The organism is Bradyrhizobium sp. WU425, from assembly GCF_021052305.1.
Lineage (GTDB): Bacteria > Pseudomonadota > Alphaproteobacteria > Rhizobiales > Xanthobacteraceae > Bradyrhizobium > Bradyrhizobium canariense_D.
In genome coordinates, this window is record NZ_CP088089.1 from 7,296,614 (window position 1) to 7,310,481 (window position 13,868).

Genomic DNA, 13,868 nt, shown 5'->3' on the forward strand with positions numbered 1-13,868 from the left:
AGCGGACCGTCCACCACAATCAGGGGACCGGTCCTGAATCTTTGAGGGGGAGCGTCCGGTCTTGAATACCACCATCATGCTGTTCCTGCTGCAGGACGGCATCACCAATGGCGCGATCTATGCGCTGCTCGGCCTGGCGCTGGTGCTGGTGTTCGCCGTCACCCGCGTCATCCTCATTCCCCAAGGCGAATTCGTCACCTATGGCGCGCTGACCTATGCCTCGCTGGCCGCGGGCCAGATGCCGGGTACGGCGAAACTCGCGCTCGCCCTGGGCATTGGCGCCTTCGCGTTCGACCTGTTCGCCGCGCGCAAGGCGCTGCACGGACGCCTGATCCTGCGCAGCGTCATCACCAATATCGTGCTGCCGGCCATCGTGCTGGCGCTGACCGTCTACTACGCCGCTCAGAAGCCGCCGGTTGCGGTCTGCATCGCACTGTCGCTGGTGATCGTGGCGATGATCGGCCTGTTTCTCTACCGCATCGCATTCCAGCCGCTGGCGCACACCTCCGTGCTGGTGCTGTTGATCGCCTCGGTGGGCGTTCACCTCGCGCTTCAGGGTTTGGGCCTTTTGTTCTTCGGCGCCGAAGGCCAGCGCGGACCTGCCGTGCTGTCCGGCTCCTTCACCAGCGGTGCGCTGCGCTTCACCGGCCAGAGCATCACGGTCTATGGCATTACCATCGCCTTCATCGTCGGGCTGTGGCTGTTCTTTGGGTTGACACTTTACGGCAAGGCGCTGCGCGCGACCGCTGTGAACCGGCTCGGTGCCCGGCTCGTCGGCATCCGCACCACGCTATCCGGTCAGATCGCCTTCCTGCTGGCGTCCGTCATCGGCGCACTGTCGGGCATCATGATCGTGCCTATCACGACGCTGTATTACGACTCGGGCTTCCTGATCGGCCTGAAGGGCTTTGTCGCCGCGATCATCGGCGGGCTTGTCAGCTACCCCCTCACCGCCGTCGCGGCGCTAGTCGTCGGCATCGTCGAGGCGTTCTCGTCCTTCTATGCCTCCAACTACAAGGAGGTGATCGTTTTCATGCTCTTGATTCCCGTGCTGCTGCTGCGCTCGCTCGCGGCGCCTGCGGTCGAGGAAGAGAAGGACTGACGCCAAGATGCAGAGCCGGCTCCCCATCCTCATCTTCGCGCTGATCATGGCGGCGATCCCGTTTGTTCCGGGCATGCCCCCATTCTGGATCGTGCTGCTCGACAATATCGGCCTCGCGGCCCTGGTCGCGATGGGCCTCGTGCTGCTGACCGGCGTCGGCGGCCTGACCTCGTTTGGACAAGCGGCCTTCGTCGGCTTCGGCGCCTACACCACCGCGGTGCTGTCGACAACCTACGGCATGTCGCCCTGGCTGACGCTACCACTGTCGCTGCTGGTCAGCGGATTGCTGGCGGTGCTGCTCGGCCTCGTCACCGTCCGTCTCTCCGGCCATTATCTGCCGCTCGGCACGCTCGCCTGGGGACTCGGCTTGTTCTATCTCTTCAGCAAGCTGGAATTTTTGGGAAGAAACGACGGCATCTCGGCGATCCCGCCGCTGTCGATCGGCTCGTTCAAAATGCTCTCGCCCGGCTCGATCTACTACGCGATCTGGGTTGCCGTGATCCTCTCGGCGTTGCTCACGATGAACCTGCTGGACTCCCGCACCGGCCGCGCCATCCGCGCGCTCCGGCGCGGCCATGTCGCGGCCGAGGCGTTCGGCGTGCACACCCCGCGGGCGAAAATGCTGGTGTTCATCCATGCCGCCGTGCTCGCCGGCCTCTCCGGCTGGCTCTACGCCCATCTTCAGCGCGCGGTGAACCCGACGCCGTTCGGCGCGCAGGCGGGCATCGAGTATCTCTTCATCGCCGTGGTCGGCGGCGCCGGCTATGTCTGGGGCGGCGTCCTGGGCGCGGCGCTGGTCGTGGTCCTGAAGGAAGTGCTGCAGAGCTACCTGCCGTTGATCCTGCCCGGCTCGGGCCAGGTCGAGACCATCGTGTTCGGCATCATGCTGGTGGCGTTGCTCCAGCTCGCACCCGGCGGCGTCTGGCCCTGGCTGATGTCGTTCCTGCCCCAGCGTACCAGTGGCAAGAAGCCAGACACTTCGCTGAAACTGGAGCAGCGCACCCGCTCGCCCGGCCAATCCAGCGTCCTGCTCCAGGTCGAGAAGGCGCGGAAACAATTTGGCGGCGTGGTCGCGGTGAACAACGTCTCCTTCGACGTCCAGGCTCGCGAGATCGTCGCGCTGATCGGCCCCAACGGCGCCGGCAAGAGCACCACCTTCAACCTGATCACCGGCGTGCTGTCGGCCAGCTCGGGCTCGATCTCCGTGCTCGGCAACAAGGTCGACAGGGCGCCGCCGCAGGAGATCGTCAAGCTCGGCATCTCCCGCACCTTCCAGCACGTCAAGCTGGTGCCTGATATGACCGTGCTGGAAAACGTCGCGATCGGTGCCCATCTGCGCGGCCATTCGGGGCCGATCTCCTCGATGCTGCGGCTCGACCGCACTGATGAGGCAAAGCTGCTCGCCGAAGCCACCCGCCAGATCGAGCGGGTCGGACTTGGCGAGCAGATGCATCAGCTCGCAGGCTCGCTCTCACTGGGACAGCAACGGATCGTCGAGATCGCCCGTGCGTTGTGCGTCGATCCGATGCTGCTGCTGCTCGACGAGCCGGCCGCCGGCCTGCGCCACATGGAGAAGGAGCGGCTCGCGACGCTGCTGCGCGAGCTGCGCGACGGCGGCATGAGCGTCCTGCTGGTCGAGCACGACATGGGCTTCGTCATGAACCTCGCCGACCGCATCGTGGTGCTCGATTTCGGCACCAAGATCGCGGAAGGAACGCCGGCCACGATCAAGACCAATCCCGAAGTGATCAAGGCCTATCTCGGAGTGGCGGCATGAGCGCGCTGTTGTCCGTCGCCAACGCCCATGTCGCCTATGGCAAGGTCGAGGCCGTGCGCTCGGTCTCGCTCGAAGTCGGCCAAAACCAGATCGTCACCATCGTCGGCGCCAACGGTGCCGGCAAGACCACGCTGCTCTCCGCCATCATCGGCATTTTGCCGCTGAAAGGGCGCGTTTCATTCGCAGGTCAGGACCTGTCGCGGCTCGACATCGAGGACCGCGTCGCCATGGGGCTTGGCCTCGTTCCCGAGCACCGCGAATTGTTCGTGACCATGAATGTCGAGGACAATCTCGAGTTAGGGGCCTTCCGCATCGAGAGAAGCAAGGCGAAAGCCTCGATGGAGCGGGTCTACACGCTGTTTCCGCGGCTCAAGGAGCGGCGCAAGCAGCTCGCCGGCACGCTCTCCGGCGGCGAGCAGCAGATGCTCGCAATGGGCCGCGCACTGATGGGCGAGCCCAAGCTCCTGATGCTGGACGAGCCGAGCCTCGGCCTCGCCCCGATCATCGTCGCCGACATTTTCCGCATCGTCACCGAACTGCGCGCCGCCGGCGTCTCCGTGCTGCTGGTCGAGCAGAACGCGCAGGCGGCATTGAAGATCGCGGATCAGGCCTATGTCATGGAGCTCGGCGAGTTCGTGCTCAGCGGCAAGGCCAGCGACATCGCGGCGAATGAGCGCGTGGCGGCGAGCTATCTCGGCTTCCAGCACGAAGGGGCGAGTGTGTTGTAACTTCGAGACGCGCTTCCTCAAACTCATCTGTCATCGTCCGCCTAGTGCGCAATTGCGCACAGGGGCGGACGATCCAGTATTCCAGAGACCTGTGCTTGAACCGAGGCGCCGCGGCGTACTGGATGCCCCGCCTTCGCGGGGCATGACATCGGAGGATTCAGGGAGAGACGAAGATCGTGGCCTAGCTTGCCCCCTTGTCACCCTTCAGCGCCGCGAGCTCTGCTTCCAGCTCCGCGATCTTCGCATCCCTTGCCGCCAGCGCCGCCGCCACATCTCCAGCGTCGAACTTCTGCGGGATGTGCTGCGGGCAGTTCGTATCCCACGCTTCGATCTTGAACAGGATCACCTGCTCGGGCCGGGCGCGATAGCCTTTCGGCATCAGCGATGTCGTCAGCGCCTCGTCGTCCTCGACCACCCGCGCTTCGCCCCAGATCTTCACCCGGCGGCGATGGGCGTAGTCCATCACGAAGATGTAGGCCTTGGGATTTTCAGACAGGTTTCCCTGCGTGATGTATTGCCGATTGCCGGCGTAGTCCGTGAAAGCCAGCGTCTGCTTGTCCAGCACCTTCAAGAAGCCCTTCGGGCCGCCACGATGCTGGATGTAGGGCTGGCCGTCGGCCGATGCCGTGGCGAGATAAAAGCTGTTGGCGTCGGCCAGGAACGCCGCGAGGTTCTCATCGACCTCGGTGCGCCAGCCGCGCTGCTCGGCATGGGCATAGCCTTCGCGTGATCCCTTTCGGGTCTGGATCGACTTCACCGCCGGCGTGAACGCCACGTCGCTGGCGTAGGTGTGAGTTGCCGTCATCGGAACATCTCCTGAAATCCCGGCGCATCCCTGCGTCTTCGCCATCCAAAATGGACCTCCCGCCGGCTAAAACAATCATCCCGCTTGACACTTCATCGTTGCGTTATATGCAATAATGCCATGGATCGCCTCGAAGCCATGCATGTTTTCGTCACCGTCGCCGACCTGCGCGGCTTCGCGCCGGCGGCACGAAAACTGCGGCTGTCCCCCTCCGCGGTGACGCGGCTGATCGCGGCGCTGGAGGAGCATCTTGGCGCGCGGCTGTTGCAGCGGACCACCCGTCAAGTGACCCTGACCGACGTCGGCACGCGCTATCTCGAGCGCGCGCGTCGCATCCTCGCCGATGTCGAGGAGGCCGACGGCTCGGCACGGGAGGAGCGCAACCGACCGAGCGGGCGGCTGGTGGTGTCGGCGCCGGTCGGCTTTGGCCGGCTCCATGTCGGGCCTGTCATGATCGCCTACCTCAAGCGCTATCCCGAGGTCGCCTGCGAATTGCGGCTGTCGGACAACCTGGTCAATCTCGTGGAAGATGCCGTCGACGTCGCGGTGCGGATCGGCCATCTCGCCGACTCCTCCCTCGTCGCGCGCCAGGTCGGCGAGATGCGGCGGATCGTGGTGGCGACACCTGGCTATCTCAAGCGCCATGGCGAGCCGAAGACGCCGGAGGCATTGCTCGGGCACCAGACCATCGCCTTCGGTCCATCCGCGAACTGGCGCTTCGTGCAGGACGGCCGCGACATCGAGGTGGCGCCGAATCCACGCTTCGCCAGCAACAGCGCCGACGCCGCCCTGCAATATGCCGAGGCGGGCGGCGGCGTGACCCGGGTGCTGGCCTATCAGGCTGCCGAGGGCCTGCGGCGCGGGCGGCTCAGAATCGTGTTGGCGAAATACGAGCAGCCGGCGTTGCCGATCCACATCGTCTACCCGACCTCGCGCCTGCTCTCCGCCAAGGTGCGTGCCTTCGTCGATCTCGTGGTGGAGACCGCGGAGTGGAAATTCGGGTGACGCCCTCACCCCTTCTTCGGCACTACGCGAAAGGTGCCGCTGGCGCGGGCGATCACGGCGCCGTCGGCCTTCGCGAGGCACTGCGCGAAACAGATCGTGCTGCCGGTCTTGATCGCCTCACCCTCGACCGCGAGCCATTGGCCGATCTCGCCGGCGCCGACATAGTCGACCGACAGCGAGATCGTGACCAACGAGGTCGTCCAGCCCGTCGCCTGCGCGCAGCTGTAGCCCATGGCGGCATCGGCCAGCGCCGCGATCAGGCCGCCATGGATCAGCCCGCGCGCGTTGGTGTGCGGTTTCGCCAGCCGCAATCCCACGGTGACGCCGTTGTCGGTCTTCCTGGAGTAAAGCGGCTCCCAAGGATCGGTGAGCGGGGCTTTGCGAAAGTGCGGCTCGAAGCCGGCGGGAATGTCGGTGCTGGTCATGTCCGTCTCGCGTTGGTGGCTCCCGCCATTGAACGCGGCAGACGGGACAGATGCACCACCTACAAAGTTTTAAACAGAATTTGCGCGGGTGTTTGAAAGGAGTGGCGCCGTCGCCCCGCTATCCCTGTCATCACCCGCGAAAGCGGGTGATCCAGTATTCCAGAGACGGTGACGTGATACGGAGAGGCCGCGGCGTACTGGATGCCCCGCTTTCGCGAGGCATGACGGCGCGCCCTAAAACGGCAGCCCCACGTAATTCTCCGACAGCGAGGTCATCGCGGCCTGCGACTGCGTGACATAGTCGAGCTCGGCGAGCTGGATGCGCGCGCCGATGGTGCCGGTGTCGGGGAATTTGTGCAGCATCGAGGTCATCCACCAGGAGAAGCGCACGGCCTTCCAGACCCGCGCCAGCGCCTTCGCCGAATAGGCATCAATGCCGGCGCTGGATTTTTCGTCGTAGAACTCGCGAAACGCACTCGACAGATAATGCGCGTCGCTCGCGGCCAGGTTCAGCCCCTTGGCGCCGGTCGGCGGCACGATATGGGCGGCGTCACCGCACAGGAACATCCTGCCGAAGCGCATCGGCTCGGCGACGAAGCTGCGCAGCGGCGCAATGCTCTTCTCAATCGAGGGGCCCGTGACCAAGCTGTCGGCGGCGTCCTGGTCGAGCCGGCGCTTGAGCTCGTCCCAGAAACGGTCGTCCGGCCATTGGTCGACGTGGTCGTCGAGCGCGCACTGCACATAGTAACGGCTGCGCCTGGTCGAACGCATGGTGCAGAGCGCAAAGCCACGGGCGTGGTTGGAATAGATCAGCTCGTGGCTGACCGGCGGCGTCTCGGAGAGGATGCCCAGCCAGCCGAACGGATAGATGCGCTCGAACTCCTCGATGGCCGAAGCCGGAACGCTGGCGCGGCTGACGCCGTGAAACCCGTCGCAACCGGCGATGAAATCGCAATCGATGGTGTGGGTGACGCCATCTTTCACGTAGGTTACGCGCGGGTGACCGCCGTCGAAATCCTGCGGCTGCACGTCCTTGGCCTCGTAGACCGAGGTGAGGCCGGCGGCCGTGCGCGCATTCATCAGATCGAGCGTGACCTCGGTCTGGCCGTAGATCATGACCGTCTTGCCGGTCGCAGCCTTCATGTCGATGCGGTGGCGGCGCCCCGAGAAGGTGAGTTCGATCCCTTCATGCACCAGCCCTTCGGCATGCGCCCGTGCGCCGGCGCCGATCTGGTCGAGCAGCGCAACTGTTCCCTCCTCCAGCAGTCCGGCACGGATGCGGCCGAGCACATAGTCCGGGCTCTGCCGCTCCAGAATGACATTGTCGATGCCATAATGATGCAGCAGTTGCCCAAGCAACAATCCTGCCGGCCCCGCCCCGATGATTGCGACTTTTGTCCGCAATACTTGCTCCTCCCGATCCTGTAGGCTTTCGGCGTGGCTCGCTTGTCGCTGCCGTCCGCGCACGATAATTATATCATATAACGGTTGGGCAAAAGGGAGTGCGCGGCGGCACGTCGCGCCAGTTCCGGCTTGAACGCGCCGGCCAACTAGATAACATGTTAATTAACGAGACCGGGCCATCGAAGCCCGCCGTCAAAAGAGGGAGAGACGCGTGATGAGGAAAGCCTGTCTGGCGTTGCTGCTGGCAGCAAGCGTGAGCCCTGCGTTCGCGCAGGACAAGACCTTCGATTTGAAGATCTCGCACTGGGTGCCGGCCTCGCATCCACTACAGAAATCGCTGGAGGACTGGGCTGCTGCGGTCGAGAAGGATTCCGGCGGCACCATCAAGGGCAAGGTGTTTCCGGCCCAGCAGATGGGCAAGGCGTTCGACCATTACGACATGGCGCGCGACGGCATCGCCGACGTCACCTATGTCAATCCCGGCTACCAGCCCGGCCGTTTCCCGATCATCGGCGCTGGCGAATTGCCATTCCTGATCTCGGATGCCAAGGGCGGCTCGATGGGGCTCGACGCCTGGTACCGCAAATACGCCGAGAAGGAGATGAAGGACGTCAAATACTGCCTCGCCTTCGTCCACTCGCCCTCCTCCTTCCATTCCCGCACCAAGAAGATCGTGATGCCGGAGGACGTGAAGGGCCTGAAGATCCGCCCCGCCCACGCCACCATGGCGAACTTCGTCACCTCGCTCGGCGGCACCAATGTGCAATCCTCCGCGCCCGAAGTGCGCGACATCATCGAGCGCGGCGTCGCCGATGGCGTCACCTTCCCCTGGGGCTCGCTGGTGCTGTTCGGCATCGACAAGGTGACCAAATACGACATGGAGGCGCCGCTCTACACCACGACCTTCGTGTTCGTCATGAACAAGGACAAGTACAATGCGATGTCCGACAAGCAGAAGGCCGCGATCGACAAGAATTGCACGGTCGAAATGGCAGGCGTGGTCGGCGAGCACTGGGGCAAGTTCGAGGATGCCGGCATCGACAAGGTCAAGGCGGAGTCCGGTCACGAGGTCTACAAGCTGACGCCCGAGCAGACCGCGGCCTGGAAGAAGGCCGCCGAGCCGCTGGTGAAGACCTGGAGTGACGGCGCGAAGAAGACCGGCGTGGATCCGGACGCGGCGCTTAGCGAGCTGAAGGCCTCGCTGAAGAAGTACAACGCGCTGGCGGAGTAGTTCTTCGTCGAAACACATGCGGCGGCGGGATGCATCTCGCCGCCGTTGTTCTGCACGCGGGTCGAGACGCGAGGAGCGCATCGCGCGTCCTCTCCCTCTCCCGCCCGAGGATGGCATCTCTTAGGAAGCTCCCATGAAGCGCAGCTGGATGGATCGTATTATCGATTCGATCGAATGGATTGCAGCGGCTTTCGTCGGCATCGTCGCGCTCGACATCTTCCTGTCGGTGTTGCTTCGCAACACGCTGAACTATTCGATCCCCGATAGTTTCGACATCGGCCGCATGCTGCTCGGCATCCTGATCTTCTGGGGCATCGCCGCGACCTCCTATCGCGGCACCCACATCACCGTCGACCTCGTCTGGGGCAATGTCGGGCCGCGCTACCAGCGCTGGATCGACGTGTTCGCGACCCTGGTGCTGCTGTTCGTCGTGACGGTGCAGACCTGGACGCTGTTCGACAAGGTGCGCGGCACCTACAACGACAACGTCCAGACCTTCGACATGCACATGCCGACCTGGCCGTTCTTCGCGATCGCCTGGATCGGCGACGTCTCGGCCGTGCTGCTGATCGCGATCCGCACCTACCGGTTGATCTTCCATCCCGAAGAGATGCACGACCCCAAGCTGAAGGCGACGGAGTAATCATGAGCACCGATGCCGTCGCCGTAATCGGCTTCGTTTCCCTGTTCGCCCTGATGCTGCTGCGCGTGCCGGTCGGCATGGCCATGGGCCTCGTCGGCGTCTCCGGCTTTTCCTATCTCGTCGGCGCCACGCCGGCGCTGAAGCTGGTCGGCCAGACCTCGATGCGCACGGTGACCGACTACACCTTCGGCGTCATTCCGATGTTTCTGCTGATGGGCTCGTTCGTCAGCAATTCCGGCATGAGTCGCGAGCTGTTCCGCGCCGCCAACGGCTTTGTCGGCCATTTGCGCGGCGGACTCGGCATCGCCACCGTCGGCGCCTGCGGCGGCTTTGCCGCGATCTGCGGCTCCTCGGTCGCGACCGCCGCGACCTTCTCCGCGGTCGCTTACCCCGAGATGCGCCGCTTCGGCTATCCGCAGTCGTTTGCCACCGGCGTGATCGCGGCCGGCGGCACGCTGGGTGCGATGCTGCCGCCCTCCACCGTGCTCGCCGTCTACGGCATCATCACCGAGCAGGACATCGGCAAGCTGTTCATCGCCGGCATCATCCCGGGCATCCTCGCGATGACCATGTACATGATCACGATCTTCCTGATCGGTTATTTCCGGCCCGACTTCCTGCCCAAGGGCAAGGAGCTGCCGTGGCGCGAGCGCTTCGCCGGCCTGAAGGACATCTGGGCGCCGGTGCTGCTGTTCGTGTTCGTCATCGGCGGCCTTTACGGCCTGCCCTATTTGCCGCGCTTCACGCCGACCGAAGCGGGCGGCGTCGGCGCCGCCGGCGCCTTCATCATCGGCGTGGCGACCGGCCGGCTCGACCGCGAGAAGATTCTGGCGTCGCTGCTCCAGGCGACGCGCACGGCCGCCGCCGTGTTCACCGTGCTGATCGGCGCCTTGATCTTCGGCTATTTCCTCACGGTGACGCAGACCCCGCAAAAGGTGACGGAATTCCTCACCGGCCTCGGTCTCGGCCCCTACGGCGTGCTGGCGTTGATCATGGTGATGTATCTCGTGCTCGGCTGCCTGATGGACGCCATGGCGATGATCATCCTCACCGTGCCGATCATCTTCCCCGTGATCATGCATCTCGGTTTCGACCCGATCTGGTTCGGCGTCATCATCGTCATGACGGTCGAGCTCGGCCTGATCCATCCGCCGGTGGGCATGAACGTCTTTGTCATCAAGAGCGTGGTGAAGGACGTTTCCTTCTCCACCATCTTCAAGGGCGTGATTCCGTTCGTGGCGACAGACCTGGTGCGCCTGGTGATCCTGATCGCCTTCCCGCTGCTGGCGACGTGGTTGCCGACGCGGATGATGGCGCATTGAGGAGGTGAAGCGATGACCACGCCGTCGCTGGAAACCAGATACGTCTTTACCGTCACCGCACGCATCGGCGACGTCGTCACCGCCGGCGAGACCGGTATCGGCATTCGCCGCATCATCCCGATCGTCGGCGGCGAGGTGACGGGTGCGATCACCGGCAAGGTGCTGCCGTTCGGCGCGGACTTCCAGACCATCCGCCCGAATGAGCTGATTGATCTCGAAGCGAAGTACGCGTTCGAAACCGACGACGGTGCCACCGTCTATGTCGAGAACAAGGGCATGCGCTTCGGCCCGGTCGAGCTGTTGCAAAAGCTCAAGCGCGGCGAACCGGTGGATCCCAAACTGATCTATTTCCGCACCGTGCCGAGGTTCGAGACCGGGCACGAGAAGTACCGCTGGCTGATGGAGCACATTTTTGTCGGATCAGCAGCGCGTCATGCGGATCGAGTCGTGATCGACGTGCATCAGGTGATGTGAAGGCTTCAGTGCCCTTCGCCGTCGTCCCGGCGAAGGCTGGGACCCATACCGCGTGATCTGTCGATCGCGAATAGTCGGAGTACCGAACGACTTGGCCAAACTTCTCCCTGTGGTTATGGCTCCCGGCCTCCGCCGGGACGACACCGCATTTGGAGGGCGCCTTTTGCCCGCCTGACTGACCCAAGAGGCACCTAGCCCCTTGTTGACTCCTCCTGAATTCGTTATACAACATAACTATTCTGACAAGGACGCAAATGACACAGGGAAACGCCGAGACCGCTGACGCGGGCGCCGCCGGGCTTTTGAAGATCGAGCGGGCGGACCGGGTTTTGACCGTCGGCCTCAATCGGCCGGCCAAGCGCAATGCGCTCAACGACGGCATCATCCTGGAGATCGGCGAGTGTTTTGCGGCCCTGCCCGAGGATATCGGCGCCGTCGTCATCCACGGCATCGGCGACCATTTTTCCAGCGGTCTCGACCTCTCCGAACTGACCGACCATGATGCCAGTGGCGGCCTTCTCCATTCCCAGATGTGGCACCGGGTGTTCGACCGCATCCAGTACAGCCGCGTGCCTGTGATCGCCGCGCTCAGGGGCGCCGTGATCGGAGGCGGGCTGGAGCTCGCCTGCGCGGCGCATATCCGTGTCGCCGAACCCTCGACCTATTTCGCGCTGCCGGAGGGGCAGCGCGGCATCTTCGTCGGTGGCGGCGGTTCGGTGCGCCTGCCGCGCCTGATCGGCGTCGCCAGGATGATGGACATGATGCTGACCGGCCGCGTCTATTCCGCGACCGAAGGCACCTCCTACGGCTTTGCGCAATATGTCACGGAAGCCGGCAACGGGCTCGGCAAGGCGATGGAGCTTGCGACCAAGGTCGCCTCCAACGCGCCGCTGACCAACTTCGCCGTGCTCCAGGCGCTGCCGATGATCGCGGAGGCCAATCCGCAGACCGGCCTGTTGATGGAATCGCTGATGGCGACGGTGGCGCAGAGCGACAAAGAGGCAAAACGCAGGATCCGCGAGTTCCTCGAACACAAGACCGCAAAGGTGAAGCCGAAATCATGAGCGCGCAGCCGTCCTCTTCCAGCATGGAGCGCGGCGCGAGCACTTCCCCGCTGCGGCCCATTTCGTTCGGCGATCCCGTCGTCAATATCGAGCGGCGCGACGACGGCACGATTTATCTGCGGCCCAAACAGCCGCTCGGCGATTATCCGGCCCGCATCACCGACCGCCTGCATCACTGGGCGAGCGCGACGCCCGATCGCGTCTTCATGGCCGAGCGCGAAGGTGGCCGCGGCTGGCGCAAGATCAGCTACGCCGAGCTGCTCGCCGCGAGCCGGCACATCGCCTCAGGGCTCATTGCGCGCGGGCTGTCGGCGGAGCGGCCGGTCGTCATCCTCTCCGGCAATTCGATCGACCACGCATTGCTCGCGTTCGGCGCGTTCTATGCCGGCATTCCGTTCTGCCCGGTGTCGCCGGCCTATTCGCTGGTATCGAAGGATTACGGCAAGCTCTCCTACCTGATGAAGCTGCTGACGCCCGGCCTTGTCTTCGCCGAGGACGCCGACAAGTTCGCCGACGCGCTCGCGGCCAACGTCTCGCTCGGCACCGAGATCGCCGCGTCCTACGGTCGCGTGCCGGGCCGCGACGTCACCTTGCTCGCCGACCTCATGGCAACGCCGATCCGCGGCGATCTGGACGAGGTCCACGGCAAGATCGGCCCCGACACCATCGCGAAATTCCTGCTGACCTCGGGCTCGACCGGCAACCCCAAGGCGGTCATCAACACCCAGCGCATGATCTGCGCCAACCAGGTGATGCTGCGCGAGACACTCGCCTTCCTCAGGGACGAGCCGCCCGTCATCATCGACTGGCTGCCCTGGAATCACACTTTTGGCGGCAACCACAACATCGGGCTGACGCTTTACAATGGCGGCTCGATGTATCTCGACGCCGGCAAGCCGGTGCCGGGAGGCATCGAGGAGACCGTGCGCAATCTCCAGGAGATTTCGCCGACGGTCTATTTCAACGTGCCCAAGGGCTACGAGTCGCTGCTGCCTTATCTGCGCGACGACCAAGGGCTGCGCGCAAAATTCTTCGACCGGCTGCACGCGATGTTCTTCTCGGGCGCGGCCCTGTCGCCGTTCGTCTGGAACAGCCTCGACGAGCTCGCGGTGAAGGAAAAAGGCTACCGCGTACCGATGCTGACCGGCCTCGGTGCAACCGAGACCGCGCCGTTCTTCATGTCGGTCAACCCGCGCACCAGCCGCTCCGGCCATGTCGGGCTTCCCGTATCCGGCAATGACGCCAAGCTGGTGCCGAACAACGGCAAGATGGAAGTTCGTTGCAAGGGGCCGAACGTGATGCCCGGCTACTGGCGTCAGCCCGACATCACCGCAAATTCGTTCGACGAAGAAGGCTTCTACAAGCTCGGCGATGCCCTCAAGCCCGTCGATCCCGATGATCTCAATGCCGGCTTCGATTTCGACGGCCGCATCGGTGAGGATTTCAAGCTCGGCAGCGGCACCTGGGTCAGCGTCGGCCCATTGCGCGCGCGCTTCGTCGCGGCTTGCGCGCCGCTGGTGCGCGACGTCGTCATCGCCGGCATCAACCGAGACGAGATCTCCGCGCTCGTCGTGCTCGATCTCGACGGCTGCCGGCTGATCAACCCGACGCTGCCGACCGACGATCTCGTCGTCGCGACCCGCGACCGGCTGGTGCGCGAGGCATTTCGCGAACGGCTGACCCGCTTTCTCAGCGCGGCCACGGGATCCTCGACGCGGATCACGCGCGCGATCCTCTTGGACACGCCACTCTCGATCGACAAGGGCGAGGTCACCGACAAGGGCTCGATCAACCAGCGCGCGGTGCTCGAGCATCGCAGCCTGCTGATCGAGGAGCTCTACGCTGCCAATCCATCGGACCGTGTGATATCGGTCGGGTAAGAAAACGT

The 13,868-nt window shown here is 64.3% G+C and carries 13 protein-coding genes; 10 read left to right on the plus strand and 3 right to left on the minus strand.

Annotated elements, in window-relative coordinates; translation table 11 throughout:
- The first annotated feature begins 61 nt into the window (after positions 1-61).
- From BcanWU425_RS34805 to BcanWU425_RS34815, 3 genes are read left to right on the plus strand one after another with little or no spacing between them, the layout of a single operon-like run.
- The gene (locus tag BcanWU425_RS34805; RefSeq protein WP_026233590.1) at positions 62-1,102 is read left to right on the plus strand and encodes a branched-chain amino acid ABC transporter permease; all 1,041 of its coding nucleotides are present in this window, start codon (positions 62-64) and stop codon (positions 1,100-1,102) included.
- A 7-nt stretch (positions 1,103-1,109) separates the two neighbouring features.
- Entirely contained in the window at positions 1,110-2,879 is a 1,770-nt protein-coding gene (locus tag BcanWU425_RS34810) for a branched-chain amino acid ABC transporter ATP-binding protein/permease (RefSeq protein ID WP_018458476.1), read from the plus strand.
- Positions 2,876-3,607, plus strand: coding sequence for an ABC transporter ATP-binding protein (locus tag BcanWU425_RS34815; RefSeq protein WP_018458475.1), 732 nt, complete (start codon positions 2,876-2,878; stop codon positions 3,605-3,607). Before BcanWU425_RS34810 ends, BcanWU425_RS34815 begins: the two co-directional genes overlap by 4 nt.
- Before the next feature lie 181 nt (positions 3,608-3,788).
- Here BcanWU425_RS34815 and BcanWU425_RS34820 read toward each other — a convergent pair whose 3' ends face one another.
- Entirely contained in the window at positions 3,789-4,412 is a 624-nt protein-coding gene (locus BcanWU425_RS34820; protein ID WP_018458474.1) for a pyridoxamine 5'-phosphate oxidase family protein, read from the minus strand.
- Positions 4,413-4,532: 120 nt separating this feature from the next.
- Here BcanWU425_RS34820 and BcanWU425_RS34825 point away from each other — a divergent pair, with 120 nt between their 5' ends.
- The gene (locus tag BcanWU425_RS34825) at positions 4,533-5,417 is read left to right on the plus strand and encodes a LysR family transcriptional regulator (protein WP_018458473.1); all 885 of its coding nucleotides are present in this window, start codon (positions 4,533-4,535) and stop codon (positions 5,415-5,417) included.
- Between the two features lie 5 nt (positions 5,418-5,422).
- On the opposite strand, the gene BcanWU425_RS34830 is transcribed toward BcanWU425_RS34825, so the two are convergent.
- Positions 5,423-5,842, minus strand: a complete 420-nt coding sequence (locus BcanWU425_RS34830; RefSeq protein ID WP_018458472.1) for a PaaI family thioesterase — start codon at positions 5,840-5,842, stop codon at positions 5,423-5,425.
- Between the two features lie 234 nt (positions 5,843-6,076).
- Entirely contained in the window at positions 6,077-7,246 is a 1,170-nt protein-coding gene (gene pobA, locus BcanWU425_RS34835; RefSeq protein ID WP_026233588.1) for a 4-hydroxybenzoate 3-monooxygenase, read from the minus strand.
- Positions 7,247-7,460: 214 nt separating this feature from the next.
- Here pobA and BcanWU425_RS34840 point away from each other — a divergent pair, with 214 nt between their 5' ends.
- From BcanWU425_RS34840 to BcanWU425_RS34865, 6 genes are all read left to right on the plus strand, one after another.
- Positions 7,461-8,477 carry a TRAP transporter substrate-binding protein gene (locus BcanWU425_RS34840; protein ID WP_018458470.1) on the plus strand — a complete coding sequence of 339 codons (1,017 nt, stop codon included), beginning with the start codon at positions 7,461-7,463 and terminating at the stop codon, positions 8,475-8,477.
- 133 nt (positions 8,478-8,610) lie between these two features.
- Positions 8,611-9,120 carry a TRAP transporter small permease gene (locus tag BcanWU425_RS34845; protein ID WP_018458469.1) on the plus strand — a complete coding sequence of 170 codons (510 nt, stop codon included), beginning with the start codon at positions 8,611-8,613 and terminating at the stop codon, positions 9,118-9,120.
- Between the two features lie 2 nt (positions 9,121-9,122).
- Positions 9,123-10,442 (plus strand): TRAP transporter large permease, encoded by a 1,320-nt coding sequence (locus BcanWU425_RS34850; RefSeq protein ID WP_018458468.1) that lies wholly within the window; start codon positions 9,123-9,125, stop codon positions 10,440-10,442.
- A 12-nt stretch (positions 10,443-10,454) separates the two neighbouring features.
- Positions 10,455-10,916: a DUF3237 domain-containing protein gene (locus BcanWU425_RS34855; RefSeq protein ID WP_204513260.1), complete on the plus strand. Its 462-nt coding sequence runs from the start codon at positions 10,455-10,457 to the stop codon at positions 10,914-10,916.
- A gap of 254 nt (positions 10,917-11,170) precedes the next feature.
- The gene (locus tag BcanWU425_RS34860) at positions 11,171-11,980 is read left to right on the plus strand and encodes a crotonase/enoyl-CoA hydratase family protein (protein WP_018458466.1); all 810 of its coding nucleotides are present in this window, start codon (positions 11,171-11,173) and stop codon (positions 11,978-11,980) included.
- Positions 11,977-13,860: a feruloyl-CoA synthase gene (locus tag BcanWU425_RS34865; protein ID WP_204513259.1), complete on the plus strand. Its 1,884-nt coding sequence runs from the start codon at positions 11,977-11,979 to the stop codon at positions 13,858-13,860. Before BcanWU425_RS34860 ends, BcanWU425_RS34865 begins: the two co-directional genes overlap by 4 nt.
- Positions 13,861-13,868: the final 8 nt, after the last annotated feature.